16 protein-coding genes are annotated in these 19,319 nt (G+C 67.3%); 2 read left to right on the top strand and 14 right to left on the bottom strand.

The features are described from left to right. Positions 1-24: 24 nt before the first annotated feature. The 8 genes from AB6807_RS24185 to AB6807_RS24150 form a co-directional block, all read right to left on the bottom strand. Positions 25-1,032, bottom strand: coding sequence for a branched-chain amino acid ABC transporter permease (locus AB6807_RS24185; protein ID WP_371086528.1), 1,008 nt, complete (start codon positions 1,030-1,032; stop codon positions 25-27). Between the two features lie 13 nt (positions 1,033-1,045). Further along, on the bottom strand, positions 1,046-1,921 hold the full coding sequence (locus AB6807_RS24180) for a branched-chain amino acid ABC transporter permease (protein ID WP_116914523.1): 876 nt from the start codon (positions 1,919-1,921) through the stop codon (positions 1,046-1,048). Between the two features lie 42 nt (positions 1,922-1,963). Then, positions 1,964-3,112, bottom strand: a complete 1,149-nt coding sequence (locus AB6807_RS24175; RefSeq protein ID WP_286517429.1) for an ABC transporter substrate-binding protein — start codon at positions 3,110-3,112, stop codon at positions 1,964-1,966. Positions 3,113-3,246: 134 nt separating this feature from the next. After that, positions 3,247-4,443 carry an ABC transporter substrate-binding protein gene (locus AB6807_RS24170; RefSeq protein WP_371086527.1) on the bottom strand — a complete coding sequence of 399 codons (1,197 nt, stop codon included), beginning with the start codon at positions 4,441-4,443 and terminating at the stop codon, positions 3,247-3,249. A gap of 71 nt (positions 4,444-4,514) precedes the next feature. Then, the gene (locus AB6807_RS24165) at positions 4,515-5,222 is read right to left on the bottom strand and encodes an ABC transporter ATP-binding protein (RefSeq protein WP_116914520.1); all 708 of its coding nucleotides are present in this window, start codon (positions 5,220-5,222) and stop codon (positions 4,515-4,517) included. Between the two features lies 1 nt (position 5,223). Continuing rightward, positions 5,224-5,994 (bottom strand): ABC transporter ATP-binding protein, encoded by a 771-nt coding sequence (locus AB6807_RS24160; RefSeq protein ID WP_013542391.1) that lies wholly within the window; start codon positions 5,992-5,994, stop codon positions 5,224-5,226. Positions 5,995-6,244: 250 nt separating this feature from the next. Beyond that, positions 6,245-7,279, bottom strand: a complete 1,035-nt coding sequence (locus AB6807_RS24155) for a DUF4123 domain-containing protein (RefSeq protein WP_371086526.1) — start codon at positions 7,277-7,279, stop codon at positions 6,245-6,247. Between the two features lies 1 nt (position 7,280). Beyond that, positions 7,281-9,761 (bottom strand): type VI secretion system Vgr family protein, encoded by a 2,481-nt coding sequence (locus tag AB6807_RS24150; protein WP_371086525.1) that lies wholly within the window; start codon positions 9,759-9,761, stop codon positions 7,281-7,283. 246 nt (positions 9,762-10,007) lie between these two features. Here AB6807_RS24150 and AB6807_RS24145 point away from each other — a divergent pair, with 246 nt between their 5' ends. Further along, complete coding sequence (locus tag AB6807_RS24145; protein WP_371086524.1) at positions 10,008-11,207, top strand: AGE family epimerase/isomerase; 1,200 nt, start codon at positions 10,008-10,010, stop codon at positions 11,205-11,207. 58 nt (positions 11,208-11,265) lie between these two features. Here the strand turns inward: AB6807_RS24145 and AB6807_RS24140 are convergent, their stop codons facing one another. The 4 genes from AB6807_RS24140 to AB6807_RS24125 are packed head-to-tail and all read right to left on the bottom strand — an operon-like array spanning position 11,266 to position 16,322. After that, entirely contained in the window at positions 11,266-12,828 is a 1,563-nt protein-coding gene (locus AB6807_RS24140; protein ID WP_116913084.1) for a DHA2 family efflux MFS transporter permease subunit, read from the bottom strand. 56 nt (positions 12,829-12,884) lie between these two features. Next, positions 12,885-14,228, bottom strand: a complete 1,344-nt coding sequence (locus tag AB6807_RS24135) for an efflux RND transporter periplasmic adaptor subunit (RefSeq protein WP_286517415.1) — start codon at positions 14,226-14,228, stop codon at positions 12,885-12,887. A gap of 38 nt (positions 14,229-14,266) precedes the next feature. Beyond that, positions 14,267-15,790, bottom strand: coding sequence for an efflux transporter outer membrane subunit (locus AB6807_RS24130; protein ID WP_371086523.1), 1,524 nt, complete (start codon positions 15,788-15,790; stop codon positions 14,267-14,269). Continuing rightward, positions 15,783-16,322 carry a MarR family winged helix-turn-helix transcriptional regulator gene (locus AB6807_RS24125; RefSeq protein WP_116913081.1) on the bottom strand — a complete coding sequence of 180 codons (540 nt, stop codon included), beginning with the start codon at positions 16,320-16,322 and terminating at the stop codon, positions 15,783-15,785. Before AB6807_RS24125 ends, AB6807_RS24130 begins: the two co-directional genes overlap by 8 nt. Positions 16,323-16,398: 76 nt before the next feature. On the opposite strand from AB6807_RS24125, the gene AB6807_RS24120 reads away from it, so the two are divergent. Continuing rightward, positions 16,399-18,192, top strand: a complete 1,794-nt coding sequence (locus tag AB6807_RS24120) for an ABC transporter transmembrane domain-containing protein (RefSeq protein ID WP_371086522.1) — start codon at positions 16,399-16,401, stop codon at positions 18,190-18,192. A gap of 46 nt (positions 18,193-18,238) precedes the next feature. On the opposite strand, the gene AB6807_RS24115 is transcribed toward AB6807_RS24120, so the two are convergent. Next, positions 18,239-18,691 (bottom strand): DUF1178 family protein, encoded by a 453-nt coding sequence (locus AB6807_RS24115; protein WP_371086521.1) that lies wholly within the window; start codon positions 18,689-18,691, stop codon positions 18,239-18,241. Between the two features lie 7 nt (positions 18,692-18,698). Next, positions 18,699-19,316 (bottom strand): NUDIX domain-containing protein, encoded by a 618-nt coding sequence (locus AB6807_RS24110; RefSeq protein ID WP_371086520.1) that lies wholly within the window; start codon positions 19,314-19,316, stop codon positions 18,699-18,701. Positions 19,317-19,319 lie beyond the last annotated feature (3 nt).

Raw genomic sequence — 19,319 nt, 5'->3', positions numbered from 1 at the left:
CGGCCGCGACCCCGCCGACAGCGCTCAGTGCGACTTGCCCGAAGCCCCCTTGCGCCGCTCGATGAACGCAATGATCTCGCCCATGATCCCCTTGCGGAAGGCCAGCACGCAGATCACGAAGATCAGGCCCGTCACCATGGTCACCGACTCGCCCAGCGTGTTGAACCAGTCGACCGTGGTGATGCGCGCGAGCAGGTTGCCCAGTTCGCCGATCTTGTTCTCCAGCAGCACCACCACCGCCGAACCCACCAGCGGGCCCGAGAGCGTGCCCAGCCCGCCCACCAGCGTCATCAGGATGACCTGGCCCGAGGCGGTCCAGTGCACGTCCGACAGCGTGGCGAAGCCCAGCACCAGCGTCTTGAGCGAACCGGCCAGCCCCGACAGGGCGGCCGAGATCACGAAGGCCAGCAGCTTGAAGCGGCTCACGTCGTAGCCCAGCGACAGCGCGCGCGGCTCGTTCTCCTTGATGCCCTTGAGCACCTGCCCGAAAGGCGAGTGGATGGTGCGCACGATCAGCAGGAAGGCCAGCACGACCACGACCAGCGCCACGTAGTACATCGTGAGGTCGTTCGACAGGTCGATGAGCCCGAACAGCTTGCCGCGCGGCACGCCCTGCAGGCCGTCTTCGCCGCCCGTGAACTTGGCCTGCAGCGCGACGAAGAACATCATCTGCGCGAGCGCCAGCGTGATCATCGCGAAGTAGATGCCTTGCCGGCGAATGGCCAGCACGCCGAAGATCCAGCCCAGGAAGCCGCCCGCCAGCGTGCCCGCGATGAGGCCCAGCTCGGGCGTGAGGCCCCACACCTTCATGGCGTGGCCCGCGACGTAGGCGGAACCGCCCAGGAAGGCCGCGTGCCCGAAGGACAGCAGGCCGGTAAAGCCCAGCAGCAGGTTGAACGCCGCCGCGAACAGCGCGAAGCACATCAGCTTCATCACGAACACCGGGTAGGCGCCGAAGAACGGCGCCAGGATGAGCGCGACCAGCAGCAGGCCGTAGACGACGGTGGAGATTTTCTTCATGTTCAGGTTCATGGTGCCGCTCGCCTTACTTCTCTTTGCCGAACAGGCCGGCGGGGCGAATCAACAGCACGATGACCATGATCACGAACACAACCGTAGACGAAGCCTCTGGATAGAAAACCTTGGTGAAGCCCTCGATCACGCCCAGCCCCAGGCCCGTGAGGATGGCGCCCATGATCGAGCCCATGCCACCGATGACGACCACCGCGAACACCACGATGATGAGGTTCTGCCCCATCAGCGGCGACACCTGGATCACCGGGGCGGCGAGCACGCCGGCGAACGCCGCGAGGCCCGCGCCGAAGGCGTAGGTCAGCGTGATCATCAGCGGCACGTTCACGCCGAAGGCCTCCACCAGCCGCGGGTTCTCGGTGCCGGCGCGCAGGTAGGCGCCCAGGCGCGTCTTCTCGATCACGTACCAGGTGGCGAAGCACACCACCAGCGAGGCCACGACGACCCAGGCGCGGTAGTTGGGCAGCACCATGAAGCCGAGGTCGGTGGCGCTCGACAGCGCCTCGGGCGCGTCGTAGGGCAGCCCCGACACGCCGTACACCGAGCGGAACACGCCCTCGATCAGCAGCGTGAGGCCCAGCGTGAGCAGCAGGCCGTAGAGGTGGTCGAGCTTGTAGATCCAGCGCAGCAGCAGCCGCTCGATGAGCACGCCGAACAGGCCGATGACGATGGGCGCCGCGATCAGCATCACCCAGTAGTTGATGCCGAGGTACTCCATGGCCATCCAGGTGAGGACGGCACCGAGCATGAACAGCGCGCCGTGCGCGAAGTTGATGACGTTGAGCAGGCCGAAGATCACCGCGAGCCCGAGGCTCAGGATGGCATAGAACGAGCCGTTCACCAGCCCCAGGAGGAGCTGGCTCAGCAGGCCGGGAAGGGAAATGGTCATAGGCGTTTCAACGAACCCGGGCGCCGGGGCGCCCGTGAAAAATCACTTCCAGAGGGCGCACTTGCTCTCGGCCTTCGTCGTGTACACGTCCTCGCCCTTGAGCTTCTGGACCACCTTGTAGTAGTCCCACGGCTGCTTCGACTCGGCCGGCGACTTCACCTGCATGAGGTACATGTCGTGCACGAAGCGGCCGTCCTCGCGCACCACGCCCTTGGCGTAGAAGTCGTCGATGGGGGTCTTCTTGATCTGCGCCATGACCGTGTCGGCGTCGGTGCTCTTGGCGGCCTGCACGGCCTTCAGGTAGGTCATGGTGGCCGAGTAGTCGGCGGCCTGGATGTCGGTGGGCATGCGCTTGGTCTTGTCGAAGAACTTCTTGCCGAAGGCGCGCGTCTTGTCGTCCAGGTTCCAGTCCCAGCTGGTGGTGAGCAGCAGGCCTTCGGTGTTCTTCAGGCCCAGGCTGTGCACGTCGGTCACGAAGACCAGCAGGCCGACCATCTTCATGGTCTTGGTGATGCCGAATTCCTTCGCGGCCTTGATGGCGTTGATGGTGTCGCCGCCCGCGTTGGCCAGCGCCAGCACCTGCGCCTTGGAGTTCTGCGCCTGCAGCAGGAACGACGAGAAGTCCGACGTGTTCAGCGGGTGCTTCACGCTGCCCACCACGGTGCCGCCCTTCTCCTTCACCACCTTGGAGGCATCGGCTTCCAGCGCCTGGCCGAAGGCGTAGTCGGCCGTCAGGAAGTACCAGCTCTTGTCACCGCGCGCGATCACCGCGCTGCCGGTGCCCTTGGCCAGCGCCACGGTGTCGTAGGCGTAGTGCACGGTGTAGGGCGAGCACTGCTCGTTGGTGAGCGCCGAGCTGCCCGCGCCGTTCACGATGAACACGCGCTTCTTCTCCTGCGCCACCTTGGCCATGGCGAGGCCGGTGCCCGAGCTGGTGCCGCCGAACAGCATCGTCAGGCCCTGCGTGTCGATCCACTCGCGCGCCTTGGAGGCGGCGATGTCGGCCTTGTTCTGGTGGTCGGCCTGCAGCAGCTCGATGGGCATGCCGTTGACCTTGCCGCCGAAGTCGTCGATGGCCATCTGGATGGCGAGGGCGCCGTTCTTGCCCTCCACGTCCGCGTAGAGGCTCGACATGTCGGTGATGAAACCGATCTTGACCTTGTCCTGCGCCTGCGCGGCGCCGGCCGCCATCAGGCAGGTGGCGACGAGGCAGGCGGAGGCGATGAGCGTGCGTTTCATGGAAGGGTTCTCCTCGTTGGCTTCGGTGGTGGCTTGGGTGGTGGTGTCTGCGCGGGGGTCAGCGGTCTATGCCGTTTATTTGCCGCTTATTTCCAGGCGGCGCACTTGGTCTCGGCCTTGGTCGTGAAGACCTGGTCGCCCGGCAGCGTCTTGAGCACCTTCAGGTAGTCCCAGGGCTTCTTCGACTCGGCGGGCGACTTCACCTCGACCAGGTACATGTCGTGGATGAAGCTGCCGTCGGCGCGGATCTGGCCCTTGCCGTAGAAGTCGTCGATCTTGGTGCTCTTGAGCTGCGCCATCACCTTGTCGGAGTCGGTGGTCTTGGCGGCGGCCACGGCCTTCAGGTAAGTCATGGTGGCCGAGTAGTCGGCGGCCTGCACGTCGGTGGGCATGCGCTTGGTCTTCTCGAAGAAGCGGTTGGCGAACTTGCGCGACTCGTCGTTCAGGTCCCAGTACCAGCTGGTGGTGTGCAGCAGGCCTTCGGTGTTCTTCAGGCCCAGGCTGTGGATGTCGCTCAGGAAGACCAGCAGGCCGGCGGTCTTCATGGTCTTGTTGATGCCGAACTCCTTCGCCGCCTTGATGGAGTTGATGGTGTCGCCGCCCGCGTTGGCCAGCCCCAGGATCTGCGCCTTCGAGTTCTGCGCCTGCAGCAGGAACGAGGAGAAGTCCGACGCGTTCAGCGGATGGCGCACCGCGCCCACCACCGTGCCGCCCTTTTCTTTCACGACCTTGGTGGTGTCGGCTTCCAGCGCGTGGCCGAAGGCGTAGTCGGCTGTCAGGAAGAACCAGCTCTTGCCACCGCGGTCGACCACCGCGGCGCCCGTGCCCTTGGCCAGCGCCACGGTGTCGTAGGCGTAGTGGATGGTGTACGGGCTGCACTGCTCGTTGGTGAGCACCGAGCTGCCCGCGCCGTTGTTGAAGTACACGCGCTTCTTTTCTTCGGCCACCTTGGCCGTGGCCAGCGCCACGCCCGAGTTGGTGCCGCCGAAGATCATCGTCACGCCGGCCGTGTCGACCCACTCGCGCGCCTTCGAGGCGGCGATGTCGGCCTTGTTCTGGTGGTCGGCCACCAGCAGCTCGATGGGCTGGCCCAGCGCCTTGCCGCCGAAGTCGTCGATGGCCATCTGGATGGCCGTGGCGCCGCCCTTGCCTTCGAGGTCGGCGTACAGGCTCGACAGGTCGGTGACGAAGCCGATCTTCACTTTTTCCTGCGCCTGCGCGGCGCCCGCGCCCAGCGCGAGGATGCCGATGGCGGTAGCGACGAGGCCGAGTTTCTTGTTCATGGTGTTGTCTCCTGGAGGAATCTTTGTGGGATGGGAGCGAGGTCTTGTGGACGTTTGTTTTTTTTCTCTTCTCAGACGCCCAACAGCTCGGTGAGCACGGGCATCTTGGCTTCGAGCTCCGCGGCGCCGAACTTCTCGACGATGCGGCCGTGCTCCATCACGTAGAAGCGATCGGCCAGCGGCGCGGCGAAGCGGAAGTTCTGCTCCACCATCACGATGGTGTAGCCCTTGGCACGCAGCGTGGTGATCATGCGGGCCAGCGCCTGCACGATGACCGGCGCCAGGCCTTCGGAAATCTCGTCGAGCAACAGCAGCTTGGCGCCCGTGCGCAGGATGCGCGCCACCGCCAGCATCTGCTGCTCGCCGCCCGACAGGCGCGTGCCCTGGCTGTGGCGGCGCTCGGCCAGGTTGGGGAACATGGCGTAGATCTCTTCGACCGACATGCCCTGCCCGCCCCCTTTGAGCTCCGGCGGCAGCAGCAGGTTTTCTTCGCACGAGAGGCTGGCGAAGATGCCGCGCTCTTCGGGGCAGTAGCCGATGCCCAGGTGGGCGATGCGGTGCGTCGGCATGCCGATGGTCTCTTTGCCGTTGACCTCGATGCTGCCCTTGCGCGCGCCCGTCAGGCCCATGATGGCGCGCAGCGTGGTGGTGCGGCCTGCGCCGTTGCGCCCCAGCAGCGTGACGACCTCGCCCGGCTGCACGACCATGTCGACGCCGTGCAGCACGTGCGATTCGCCGTACCAGGCTTGCAGGCCCTTGATTTCGAGTGCGGCGGTCATGTCAGTGGGCGCCCTGCATTTCGCCGTCGGTGGTGCCCATGTAGGCCTCCATGACCTGCGGATTCTTCGAGACCTCGGCGTACGGGCCTTCGGCCAGCACCGCGCCGCGCTGCAGCACCGTGATGGTGTCGGCAATGGTCGACACCACGCTCATGTTGTGCTCCACCATCAGGATGGTGCGGCCCGCGGACACGCGCTTGATGAGCTCGGCCACGCGGTGCACGTCTTCGTGGCCCATGCCCTGCGTGGGCTCGTCGAGCAGCATCAGCTCGGGCTCCATGGCCAGCGTGGTCGCGATCTCGAGCGCGCGCTTGCGGCCATAGGGAAGGTTCACGGTCTGCTCGTCGGCGAGCTCCTCGAGGCCCACTTCGGCCAGCAGCTCGCGTGCGCGTGCATCGAGCGGCTTGAGCGACTTCTCGCTCTTCCAGAAGTGGTACGAGGTGCCCAGGCGGCGCTGCAGGCCCAGGCGCACGTTTTCCAGCAGCGTGAGGTGCGGGAACACGGCCGAGATCTGGAACGAGCGGATGATGCCGCGCCGCGCGATCTGCGCGGGGCGCTCGCCCGTGATGTCCTGGCCGTTGAAGAGGATCGTGCCGGTGGTCGGCTCGAGGAACTTCGTCAGCAGGTTGAAGCAGGTCGTCTTGCCCGCGCCGTTGGGACCGATGAGCGCGTGAATGGAGCCGCGCACCACCGACAGGTTGACCTTGCTGACCGCGGTGAACCCTTTGAATTCCTTGGTGAGCTGGCGTGTTTCGAGAATGACGTCGCTCATCTCGCGAAGTCGCCCGGATGCGGAAGAAGAAAGTCGGTCATGCGGTCCATCTGAATTCGCCACTACCGGGCGCGGACTGATTGTTGGTGGGCGTTCCGCGCTTGGATACTGGGGCAAATGCCTATGCTGCAGTGCAACCATGCATGGCCCGGCGTGAGCTGTTCAGAGGGACTGTCGTCGCAACGACAAACGGTCGATGCGACGCCTTGCCTGCCTTGGGCGGCATGCGGATGACTGCAGCCGCCGGTGTTCAGCTCACCGCGCCAAGCGCAGCCTTCAATTCCTCGCACAGGCGCGCGAGCGCGGGTTGCAGGTCTTGCGCCCACTCGGCGTGCACGCGCGCAGGCAACTTCACAAGCACGTCGACGAGCCGCGTCGGCGCCGTGGCGGACAACACCGAACCGAAGGCCGGATGCTCGTAGAACTTCGGATGGGTCGTCAAGGCGAGCTGGCAGGCGAGCAATCGGTCGTCCCATCCGAAGAACCCCGCGCCACGGGCAAACACCAGTGCATCACGTGCGACCTGCCTGCGCAGACAGGCGTGCATGCGTGAAAGATCGAGCAACGCCGGGGAGCCCGCCGCCTCCATCTCCTCAAGCAGCAGCGCGACGATCAGTTGCGGCTCGCCCACCTCGTCGACGGCCTTGAGCCATCGGGTGTCCAGTTCGATGGGTTCGCTCGACGATGAACCATCGCCGCTTGCAGCGCCGGGGAAGCGGCGAAATTCAAAGCCGCCATCCCAGCCTGCCCACCACGCCAGCGGTGCAAGAAAGCGCTGCCTGACAACATCCGGCCAATGCAACAGCATGTCGAAGCCGATCCGTGGGTCGAACCAACGCAGCAACACCGGGGAACCGTCCTGCAGCACGCCGGACATGAAGCTGCGCAGGTGTTCGGCCAACTTGGGGATGCGCAGCGCGCTGCACAACAAGGTCATCGACTGCGAGGTCGCCATGTCGGCCAACGCATCGAGCAGCTCAGGCCTAGGCGTGGACGGCAGCTCGATCAGCCAGGGCCCGATGTCCGCCATGTCCGACTCGGGCGTCTGCATGAACAGGCGCTCGCCAGGCAAACGGTGATTGCGTACCGCGGCTGCGACGGCGCCCTCATTGCATTGCCCCGCGCTGACAAGCGCGTAACGGCATAGCCTGGCGTTCGCTTCGCCCGGGGCAAGCAACGGAGCAACCTGCACGCAGAGATAGCGATGCAAGGCCTCGTGAAGCTCGGCGCCATGATCCAGTGCATCGCTCGCACCCAGTGCCGGGAACATCTGCGGGCGGCTCATCTCATGCCCTCGGCGCAGCCGCGGTCCCCCGCCGCATGGCGCGCTGCATGCACTCCCAGCACACCTTGGGTGCCGAGGAGGTCGGCGCGGCATCAGGGCCCGGCGTGGCATGCATGGCGGCATGCTCGATCCAGGTGCCCAACGTGCCGTGACGAATGCCGCCCTCGTTCCATTCGCTGAAACTGGTGCCGCCATTGATCGTCACCTTCTTGCTGGCGATGACATAGACGGTGTCCTGCGTGCTGACGATGTCGACGTCTCCCAGCGCCATGGCCGCCAGCGCATCGCCTTGGGCCTCGATGCGGATGTCACCCTGCGATGCAAAGGCCTTGATGCCGCTCTGGAGCGCGAAGAGGCGGATGCCCTCGCCCACGCTCGCCAGGATGCGCTTTGCCACGCCGATGCACACGTGGCCACCGCTGGTCAGCTGCGTGTGCGCGCCCGTGTGGCTGTGCAGGCTTTGTGCTGCCGTGATCGCCATGCTCGCGGGGCTGGCGAGCACCAGGTGCGGCGCGTCGAGTTCGGGAAAGCTGTGCTCGCTGTGAGGCTCGCCGCCGCCCTTGAGCGCGTCGTTCTGTTGCTTGACGGCCCGGGCGACGGCGGATTGGTCTTCGCCCTGCTCCTGCGCGCCAGCCGACTGCGCGGCTTGCAAGAGGCCTTCGATCTGGTCGCGGGCCTGCGCGAGACGCTGGATGGTCTCGCCCATGTCCTTGGCATGGCGGGCCGCATCGGGCCGTGCTTCGGTGGTGATGAGCAGCCCGTCTTGCGCGCGCAGCACGCCGTGCCCGTCCGTGCGCAGTTCGAAGCCCTCGCCTCTCGCCTCTTTTCTCCCCGTGTTGTCTTCCACCCGGGTGATGTTTCCCAGGCTCAGGCTCGAACTCTGGTGGTCGCTTTTCAGTTGCGCCTGGATGCAGCCCTCCGTGTCGTCCATCAGCAGGTGGTTCGATCTGCCCGCCGCGCCGTTGCCGCCACCGTCCTTCGTCAACTCCCGGCTCCTGAAGCCGCTCAGCGCGCTCTGCCCCGGCAGCGCCCATGGCGGCAGGTTCGCCTGGTTGTGCACCCGACCCGTGCAGATCGGCAGGTCCGGGTCGCTCGAGATGAAGTCGACGATCACCTCCTGGCCGATGCGCGGGATGTGGATGCCGCCCAGCTGGTTGCCCGCCCACGGCGAGCTCACGCGCAGCCAGCAGCTGCTGTGCGCGTCGTTCCCGCCGAGGCGGTCCCAGGGGAAATGCACCTTGATGCGGCCCAGCGCGTCGGTCCAGATGTTTTCTCCCGCTGGCCCGACCACCACGGCCACCTGGCAACCGCCCGCGCGGGGTTTGGGCTGGGTGAGCGCCGGGCGCAGGGGTTCGGTGACGGGGTGCGAAGTGAAGTCGACGCTGACGCGCCATTGCTGCTTTTCTTCTTTGTCGACGAGACCGTCCTTGCGCTGGCTTTCTTGCGCGACGTTCTCGATCAGGAACCGCGTGGCCAGGATCAGGTACTCGGCGTTGGCGGACTCCCTGGGGTGCTTCTGCAGCCTGAAGGTGCGCCCGGCCACCATGCCCCGGAGGTTGCCGCTGGCCTGTGCCCTGGCGCCGTGGGTGCGCAGGGCCTGCATGCGCAGCATCGCCAGCAGGTCGCCTTCCGCCTTCGGGTCGTTGTTGCCGGCGCTGCCGGCATCGGGCTGGACGCTGTGGCTGCCGCCGAAGTCCGCATGCCACTGGTAGACCTCGCCATCGGCGTGCCCCGTGGGCCTCGGGTCCTTGCGGCTCGTGCCCAGCTCGGCGCGGGGCCGCGTGTAGTCGTAGTCCCGTGCCGCATACCGCCCGCTGGTGAGTTGGTGCGTCGGCACGAAGCTGTGGATGTATTCCGCATCCAGCTTCCAGCCCGGGGCGTGGTATTCGACCTCGCGGTACGCGGCACTGTCGGCGGGCTTGAAAGCGCCCATGGCGTCCGACAGCACCAGCCGGTGCCTGCCCTGCGAGTGTTCGAAGTGGTAGCTGATGCCCCATTCCTGGCACAGGCGGCTGAAGAACTGGAAGTCGCTCTCGTTGAACTGGGTCTGGTAGTCCCGCAGCGGGTAGCTCTCGGCCAGTCTCTTGTCGACGGGAAAACCGTAGTTCGCCAGCAGCGCGTCGAGGATCTGCACGACCGTCTGGTTCTGGAAGATCCGGCAGTCGGTGCGCAGGGTGGCCAGGTGCAGCCAGGGACGCAGGGTGAGCTTGTACTGAACGTGGCGTCCCTGCTCGCCCCACAGCGCCGCATCGGTGATGAGCGCATTGATCTGGCGAGGTGCAGCACCGTCGAGTTCGATCTCGCAACAGATCTCTCGCCCGACAAACCCATCGAGCTCCAGCTCCGCCGCCCCCGACAGCCATAGCTCATAGGCAAACAACCCATCGACGCCTTCTTCGCCGAAAAGCCGCACAGGCTCCAGCACCGGGCGACCGAGGACAACAGGAATGGCGGAACAAGAAACAGACAGCGTGCGCGACATCGACGACCTTCCATCACGGACATGAGGTCGCGGCAGTTTGCAGGGGCATCCCCACAGGCACTGCAAACAATGGTCATACAGCCGAGCGCCGAACACGCGAAGGTGAGGAATTCAGCACTCCATTCGCTTCGCTTCACGCCCAAGGCTGGCGTTCGACATGGCGTCTTGTTCGGGGAAACCACAAGGCCCATTCGCCCATACCCCTGCCTACACTGGTTCGGCAACCCGCATGCCGCTTCATTCCAGATGCCGAACTTTCGCTCCCCCGACTTCCTGGTCGACCACATCCTGCACACGCTCGCGTTCTACGAGCCGCGCAGCCTCGACGCCACGGGCGGCTTCTTTCATTTCTACAAGGACGACGGCACGGTGTACGACCGCCGCACGCGCCACCTGGTGAGCAGCACGCGCTTCGTCTTCAACAACGCGATGGCCTACCGCCGCTTCGGCAACCCGCAGCATCTCGCGGCGGTACGGCATGGGCTGGCCTTTCTGCACGCGGGCCACGCGAAGCCCGAGGGCGGGCACGCCTGGCAGGTCGACTGGCACCAGCAAGGCGCCACCGTGCAAGACGGCACCAACCACTGCTACGGCCTGGCCTTCGTGCTGCTCGCGCATGCGCACGCGCTGATGGCCGGCGTCGAGGAGGCACGCGCCGGCCTCTCGCACACATGGGAGCTGATGGAGCGTCACTTCTGGGAGCCGCGGCACCAGCTCTATGCCGACGAAGCCACGGTCGACTGGCGCGTGGGCGCCTACCGCGGGCAGAACGCCAACATGCACGCCTGCGAGGCGATGCTGGCTGCCTTCGAGGCGACGAAAGACACGCGCTACCTCGACCGCGCGCTGGCGCTCGCCGAAGCGGTCACCGGCAAGCAGGCGGCACTGGCCAACGGGCTGGTCTGGGAGCACTACCGCGAAGACTGGTCGCCCGACTGGGACTACAACCGCGGCGACAAGACCAACATCTTCCGGCCCTGGGGTTTCCAGACCGGCCACCTGACCGAGTGGGCCAAGCTGCTGCTGCAACTGGAGCGGCAGCTCACCGCGGCGGGCCGCAGCGCCGACTGGGCCGTGCCGCGCGCGCGCCACTTCTTCGACACCGCCATGTTCCGCGGCTGGGACGCCGACAACGGCGGACTGGTCTACGGCTTCGCCCCCGACGGCACGGTGTGCGACGGCGACAAGTACTTCTGGGTTCAGGCCGAGAGCTTCGCGGCCGCCGCGCTGCTGGCGGTGCGCACCGGCGACGCCGGCTATTGGGACTGGTACGACAGCATCTGGGCGTACAGCTGGGAGCACTTCGTCGATCACCGGCACGGCGCGTGGTACCGCATTCTCACGCCGCAGAACACGAAGATCAGCGACGAGAAGAGCCCGGCCGGCAAGACCGACTACCACACCATGGGCGCCTGCTACGACGTGCTGCGCGCCCTGCAGATGTGAAAACCCCCGGGTCTTCCTGAAGAAGCCCGGGGGTCGAGTGCGTTCTACAGCGTGACGCTCAGTGCGCGCCGGCCGCGGCGTCGCCACCGGCACCGCCCTTCTGCGGCTTGGCCAGCCACACCAGCGGAATCAGCAGCAGGAACAGGATGGCCGACGCATAGAAGATGTCGTTGGTGGCCAGCATGTAGGCCTGCTGGTCGACGATGCGGTTCATCTGCCCCAGCACCTGGTCGGTGCTGAAGCCGCTGCTGGTAAGGCCCGACATCGCGCTCGTGGCGGCGTTGTTGCCCTGGTTGATGGTCTCGGCCAGCTGCGAGTGGTGCAGCGTGGCGCGGTTGTCCCACAGCGTGGTGGTCAGCGACGTGCCCATGGCGCCGGCCGTGATCCGCAGGAAGTTCGACAAGCCCGAGGCGGCCGGAATGCGGTCGGGCGTGAGGCCCGACAGCGTGATGGTCACCAGCGGAATGAAGAAGAACGCCATCGCAATGCCCTGGATCACCGTCGGAATGATGATGGTGACGAAGTCGGCCTGCGTGTTGAAGTTCGAGCGCATCCACAGCACCAGCGCGAACACCAGGAAAGAGAAGGTCGCGTAGCGGCGCGGGTCGATCTTGCTCACCGTGAGCCCGACGATCGGCGAGAAGAAGATCGCCAGCAGCCCCACGGGCGCCATGATCATCCCCGCCTGCGTGGCGGTGTAGCCCATCCACTGCTGCAGCCACAGCGGCAGCAGCACCACGTTGCCGAAGAACAGGCCGTAGGCGACCGCCGTCGCCACCGCGCCCGACCAGAAGTTGCGCCGCTTGAACAGCGACAGGTCGACCACCGGGTGCTTGTCGGTCAGCTCCCAGACCAGGAAGAACGCGAAACCCACCACCGCGACCACGGCCATGGTGACGACCTCGGCCGAGTGGAACCAGTCGAGCTCCTTGCCCTTGTCGAGCATCAGCTGCATCGAGCCCACCCACAGCACCAGCAGCGCGAGGCCGATGGCGTCGATGGGCACCTTGTGCGTGGTGCTCTCGCGCTTGCGGTACAGCGCCCACGTGATGGACGCGGCCACGATGCCCACGGGGATGTTGATGTAGAAGATCCACGGCCACGAGATGTTGTCGGTGATCCAGCCGCCCAGGAGCGGCCCCATCACCGGCGCGACCAGCGTGGTCATCGACCACATGGCCATTGCCAGCCCCGCCTTGGCGCGCGGGTAGCTCGACAGCAGCAAGGTCTGCGACAGCGGAATCATCGGGCCCGCGACGAAGCCCTGCAGCGCGCGGAACAGGATGAGCGTGGTCATGTTCGGCGCCAGGCCGCACAGCAGCGAGGCGATCATGAACAGGATCACGCTGGCCATGAACAGGCGCACCTGGCCGAAGCGCTGCGTCATGAAACCCGTGAGCGGCACCGCGATGGCGTTGGCCACCGCGAAGCTGGTGATGACCCAGGTGCCTTGCGTGGTGCTCACGCCAAGGTCGCCCGAGATGGCGGGCAACGACACGTTCGCGATCGACGAGTCGAGCACGTTCATGAAGGTTGCCGCAGACAGCGCTACCGTGCCCCAGATGCGGGCGGAGCCCTCGAGTGGCGGGTGCGCGATGTAGGCAGGAGCAGCGGTGGCCATTGCGGTCGCGCGAACTGTTCAGCTGACTGTGACGGGTGTGCGGGGCGCGCGGGCGATCAGCCCGGCTGGCCCTGCACGGCCACGGATGCCGCCGCGGGCGCGGCGCTGGGCGCGGCCGAGCCCTTGGACGGCACGGCGGCCGTGGCCGGCGCGCTGCGGCCGAGGTTGGCCGCGACGATGCGGTCCACTTCGGCGTCGGCGCCGCGGTCGAGCTGGCTGTACACCGCCGTCTGCGTGAGCGCGGTGGCGCGCGGCGCGTCGGCGAGCATCTTGCCGCTCTTGGACGAGATGTCGATCTCGGCGTCCATCGACAGGCCGATGCGCAGCGGGTTGGCCTTGAGCTGCTCGGGGTCGAGCGCGATGCGCACGGGCACGCGCTGCACCACCTTGATCCAGTTGCCGGTGGCGTTCTGCGCGGGCAGCAGGGCGAAGGCGCTGCCGGTGCCCACGCCCAGGCCGGCGACCCGGCCGGTGTACTCGACCTTCTTGCCGTACACGTCGGCCGTGAGCTTCACGGGCTGGTCGATGCGGATGTTGCGCAGCTGCACTTCCTTGAAGTTGGCGTCGACCCAGAGCTGGTTGAGCGGCACGATCGACATCATGGGCGTGCCGGCGGCCACGCGCTGGCCGAGCTGCACGGTGCGCTTGGCGACGTAGCCGTCCACCGGCGCGGGCATGGCGACGCGCTGCGTGGCCAGGTAGGCCTCGCGCACCTTCGAGGCGGCGGACAGCACGCTGGGGTGCTGCGCCACGCTGGTGCCTTCGGTGAGCGACTGGTTGCTCACCAGGGCTTCCTTGGCGGCCACCACGCCGGCCTGGGCCGCGGCGAGCTGGCTCTTGGCGGTGTCGAGCTGGGTTTCGGCGTGGTTGAGTTCTTCCTTCGACACGGCGCCGTTGCCCGACAGCGCGCGGCGGCGTTGCAGGTCGTCCTGCGCCTTGGCGATGTCGCTCTGCGCCTTGACGATGTCCGACTGGCGCAGGGTGACCTGCGCGGCCAGCGAGCCGTTGTTGGCGTACAGCGTGCGCACCTGGCGCACGGCCTGCGCGAGCGCGGCCTCAGCCTGCTCCAGCGCCACCTTGGCGTCGGCGGGGTCGAGTTGCACCAGCGGCTGGCCGGCCTTGACGAAGTCGGTGTCGTCGGCGCCGATGGACATCACGGTGCCGCCGATCTGCGGGGTGATCTGGATGACGTTGCCCGACACGTAGGCGTTGTCGGTGTCCTCGTAGTGGCTGGCGACCAGCCATTCGTACAGGCCCCAGCCGCCGCCGGCGACGATGACCACCGCGGCGAGCGCGGTGAGGGCGCGACGGCGCTTGCCGTTGCTGGCGGGCGCCTCGGGCGCCGTCGGGTTCGCGGAGGCTGCGGCAGCAGCGGGCGTCGGAGTGTTGTTATCGCTCATGGTGAAGTTCTTTCCGAAGACGAGGGAGTCGGGTCTGTTCAGTTGGTCAGTGCGGCCGTGGCGGTGGCCGGGGGCTGCCAGCCGCCGCCCAGTGCGCGCGCCAGCGCCACCTGCGTGTCGAGCGCGCGCGCGGCGAGGTCGACCGCCAGGCGGCGTTGCGCCAGCACGGCGGTTTCGGCCGTCAGCACGTTCAGGTAATTGCCCAGGCCCGCGCGGTAGCGCTGCACGGCGATGTCGTAGGCACCTTCGGCCGCCGTCTGCGCGGCGCGCTGCTCGGCCTGCTGGCGCGTGATGGACTGGGCGCTGGCCACCTGGTCGGCCGCGTCGCGCACGGCGTCGATCACGGCGGCGTTGTAGCTTTCGATGGCCACGTCGAGGTCGGCCGACTTGCCGCGCAGGTTGGCGCGCAGCTTGCCGCCCTCGAAGATCGGCAGGCTGATGGCCGGGCCCACGCCCCACTGCTCGCTGCCCGACTTGAGCAGCTTGCCGAAGCCCAGGCTCTGGAAGCCGGCGAAGGCCGTGAGGTTCACGTTGGGATAGAAGAGCGTCTTGGCGTTCTTCACATCGCTGGTGGCGGCCTCGACGCGCCAGCGCGCGGCGGCGATGTCGGCGCGGCGGCCCAGCAGGTCGGCCGGAATGTTGGACTGCAGCGCCATCGTCTTCACGCTGTCGAGCACCGGCGGCTTCAGCGAAACCGACACGTTGGGCTGGCCCACGAGCGCGTCGAGCGCGTGCTGCTGCAGCGCGATCTGCTCGTTGAGCGCTTCGATCTGCTGGCGCGCCTCGGGCAGGCCGCCTTCGCTCTGGCGCAGTTCGAGGCGGGTGTCCAGGCCAGCGGAGACGCGGTCGCGCACCAGTTTCAGGGTTTCGTCGCGCTGGGCCAGCGTGCGCTTGGCCACGGTGAGTTGGTCGTTCAGGCGCGCCCACTGGAAGTAGCTGCGCGCCACGTTGCTGGCCAGCAGCACGCGGGAGGCGTCGGCATCGGCGGCCGCGGCGTTGGCCGCGCCGATGGCGGTGTCGAGCGCGCTGCGGTTCTTGCCGAAGAAGTCGAGCTCCCAGCTGGCGCTGAGCTGCAGCAGGCCGATGTTCTGCGTGGAGCCGCCCAGCGGTGCCGGGTAGATGTAGTTGCTGTTGAACTTCTGGCGGTTCAGGTCGAGGTCGCCCTTCACCTGCGGCTTGAGGGCGGCACCGGCGATGTCCGCGGAAGCCTGCGCGCGCGCAAGGCGGGCCTGGGCGATCTGCAGGTTCGGGTTGCCGGCCACGGCCTGGTCGATCAGCGAATTGAGCTGCGTGTCGCCGAACGCGAGCCACCACTGGCTGTCGAGCGTGGCGGCCGGCGCGGCGGCGCTGTCGGGCGCGATGCCCAGCGAGGACGCGTCGCGCAGCTTGGCCTGCGAGCCGATGCCGGACATGTCGGCGCAACCGGCGAGCGCGATCACCAGCAGCGCGGCGGCCACGATGGGCGCGCGACGCGGCGCGGCGGCTGCGACGGTAGTGCGGCGCTGCGCGACAGCTTCGACGGTAGTGCGACGCTGCGCGCGCACGGCGAGGGAATCAGTCATTTTTATCTCCACGGACCGCGAGGGCCTGTGCGTTGTCGAGGATGCGGCGCAGATAGCCTTTCAGCTGCTCCCACTCCTCATTGGAAAAACCTGCAAGGTGTTCGTTCTGCACGCGGCTGAGCACGTAGGGCACTTCCTTGGCGGCGGCGCGGCCTTCGTCGGTGAGCTCGATGTTGACCACGCGCCGGTCTTCGAGCGAGCGCACGCGCCGGCACAGGCCCTTGGCCTCCAGGCGGTCGAGCAGGCGCGTCATGGCGCCGGTGTCGAGTTCGCAGGCGCGGGCCAGTTCGGCCACCGTGGTGGCGGCGCCCACATGCAATTTATAGAGGGGCACCCACTGCGGATAGGTCGGGCTGCCAGGCTCGCAGATGCGGCTCTCGATCGACTGGCCCACGGCCGTCACGATGCGGCGCATGAGGTAGCCGATGCTCTCTTCAGTCTGGTAGGTTTCCGGCCGGTAGAAGGCGGCAGGCGCGCGACGCTCGGCGTCGGCTTGCGCCGACGTGGCTTGGGTTGAATTGGCATCGCTCATGGCCGAAATATTAGTTGCCGCGGCAGTTATTGTCAAGGCTTCCTTTGTAGAGGCAAGGGATCGTTAGAATCGCCGGATGGCTTCTAACCCACCGTCTTCCCAGGTATCGCAGGCCAAGGGCTCGCCCCGCTCTCTGTCGGGCCTGAACCCTTTTCTTCGCCCCTACCGGGTCCAGATCGTCCTGGCGGCTGTCTTTCTGGTGATGGCGGCGGTCACGACGCTGGCTTTTCCTATCGCCTTGCGCAGCCTGATTGACGGCGGCTTGATCAACCCCGACAAGGGCGCCCAGACCATGGCGCTGCGCGAGCACTTCGGCGCGCTGTTCGCGGTGGCGGTGGCGCTGGGGCTTTTCTCGGCGGCGCGCTTCTATACGGTGAGCTGGCTCGGCGAGCGCGTGACGGCGGACATCCGCAACGCGGTCTACGGCCATGTGCTCAAGCAGAGCCCCGCATTCTTCGAAACCACGCAAACCGGCGAAGTGCTCTCCCGCCTTACGGCCGACACCACACTGGTGCAGACGGTCGTCGGCTCGTCCCTGAGCATGGGCCTGCGCAACGCGGTGATGGGCGTGGGCGCGCTGGCGGTGCTGGTGTGGACCAACCCCTATGTGATGGTGCAGGTGCTGGGCATCCTGGTGCTGGTGGTCCTGCCCAGCATGTGGTTCGGCCGCCGCGTGCGCAAGCTGTCGCGCGCCAGCCAGGACCGCGTGGCCGACTCCAGCGCCATCGCGGCCGAGGTGCTGAACGCCATTCCCGTGGTGCAGAGCTATACCGCCGAAGACCGCGAGGCCGCGCGCTTCAACGGCTCGACCGAAAACGCCTTCCGCACCGCCGTGCGCCGCACCAAGGCGCGCTCGGTGCTGGTGGCGTTCATCATCATCGCGACCTCGGCCGCGCTGCTCTGGGGCCTGTACCAGGGCACGCAGGCGGTGCTGCGCGGCGACATCACGGCTGGCCATCTCGGCCAGACCGTGGTCTACGTGGCCATCCTGGCCAGCGCGACGGCCGTGCTCGGCGAGGTCTACGGCGACCTGCTGCGCGCCGCCGGTGCCACCGAGCGGCTGATGGAACTGCTGCACGCGCCCGCGGCCATCGTGTCGCCCACGCGGCCGGCGGTGTCGCCCGTGCCCGTGGCCGGCAGCGCCATCCGCTTCGATGCGGTGACCTTCCACTACCCATCACGGCCGGGCACGCCCGCGCTGCGCGACTTCAGCCTCGACGTCGCGCCCGGCGAAACCGTGGCGCTCGTGGGCTCCAGTGGCGCGGGCAAGAGCACGGTGTTCCAGCTGCTGCTGCGCTACTACGACCCGCAATCGGGCAGCCTGCTGCTCGACGGCACGCCGCTGGCGTCGCTCGCCCTGCCCGACCTGCGCACGCGCATCGGCCTCGTGCCGCAAGACGCGGTGATCTTCTCGGCCAGCGCGTTCGAGAACATCCGCTACGGCCGCCCGGAAGCCACCACCGAAGAAGTGCACGCCGCCGCGCGCGCCGCCTTCGCGCACGACTTCCTGCAGGCATTGCCCGAGGGCTACGACACCTTCCTGGGCGAGCGCGGCGTGCGGCTGTCGGGCGGACAACGCCAGCGCATCGCCATTGCACGCGCCATCCTGAAGAACCCGCCGCTGCTGCTGCTCGACGAAGCCACGAGCGCGCTGGACGCGGAGAGCGAGCGCATGGTGCAGGCCGCATTGGAGTCGGCGATGGAGAACCGCACCACCGTCGTCATCGCGCACCGGCTCGCAACCGTGCAAAAGGCCGACCGCATCGTGGTGCTGGACCACGGCGGCATCGTCGAACAAGGCACGCACGCGACGCTGGTCGCCCAAGGCGGGGTCTATGCGCGGCTGGCCGCGCTGCAGTTCACGGCCTGAACTGCGTCTTGCTGTTCCGGCGCCGAACTGCGCGCCGCAGCGACGACTACTGCAGCGTTTCCTTGAGCGCCGCCGGCATCGGCAGCGCCATCACCGCGATGCCTTCGTCGAGCAGCGCCTCGGCCTGCTCGGGCGTGGCCTGGCCGCGAATGCCGCGCTCCTCGGTCTCGCCGTAATGCATCTTGCGGGCTTCGTCGGCAAAGCGTTCGCCGACGTCTTCGGTCTTCGACAGCACCTCGCGCACCGCACGCATCCAGCGCGCCTGGGGCGAAAGCTCGGCCGGAACGTTCGAGGAAGCGGTGGACGTGGCTGCTTGTTGCGGTGGCTTCGCGTTGCCGAGATTCAGCCGAGGTGCGCTCAGCAGCTTGACGATGGCGGTGTCGCCGCACACCGGGCACTCGACCTGGCCGTTGGCCAGTTGCGTCTCGAATGCTTCGCTGGACGCGAACCAGCCCTCGAAGCCATGGCCATGCGCGCAACGGAGATCGAGAACCTTCATGCGCGGATTATCCCGCGCGGCCTTCTGCAGGCACCGGCTGCCAGTCCAGAGCCCATGCGCCGGAAAGGACGTTCTGCAGCCACAGCGTGCAGGTCAGCGTCTTGGCGTCGGTCACGCTGCCGTCGCGGCACCAGCCGGCCAGCTCGTCGGGCGTGGCCGTGAACACGTCGAGGAACTCGCCGTGGTCGAGCTTTCGCTCGCCCAGCGAGAGGCCGCGCGCAAAGTAGATGTGGATGATCTCGGTCGAATACGCCACCGCCAGGTGCATCGCACCCGCATGCGCCCATTCGCGCGCGGTGTAGCCCGTTTCCTCGAGCAGCTCGCGACGGCCGCACACGAACGGGTCTTCGCCCGCGTCGATCTTGCCCGCCGGAAACTCGACCATCACGTGGCCGATCGGGTAGCGGAACTGGCGCTCGAGCACCACGCGGCCGTCGTCCAGCAGCGGAATCACCACCACCGCACCCGGGTGCACCACGTACTCGCGCGTGGCGGTGTGGCCGTCGGGCAGGCGGATGGTGTCGCGCTTGGCCTGCAGGAAGTTGCCCTTGACGAGCTCCTCGCTGCTGACGAGCTCCTCGCGCAGGTGCGAGTCGGTGGCCGATGCGGGCGTGGGTGATGTCATGTC

The organism is Variovorax sp. RCC_210 (assembly GCF_041355175.1).
Classification (GTDB): domain Bacteria; phylum Pseudomonadota; class Gammaproteobacteria; order Burkholderiales; family Burkholderiaceae_C; genus Variovorax.
The sequence above is the reverse complement of the archived record's forward strand: the minus strand, read 5'-3'. Positions and strand labels throughout refer to the sequence as shown.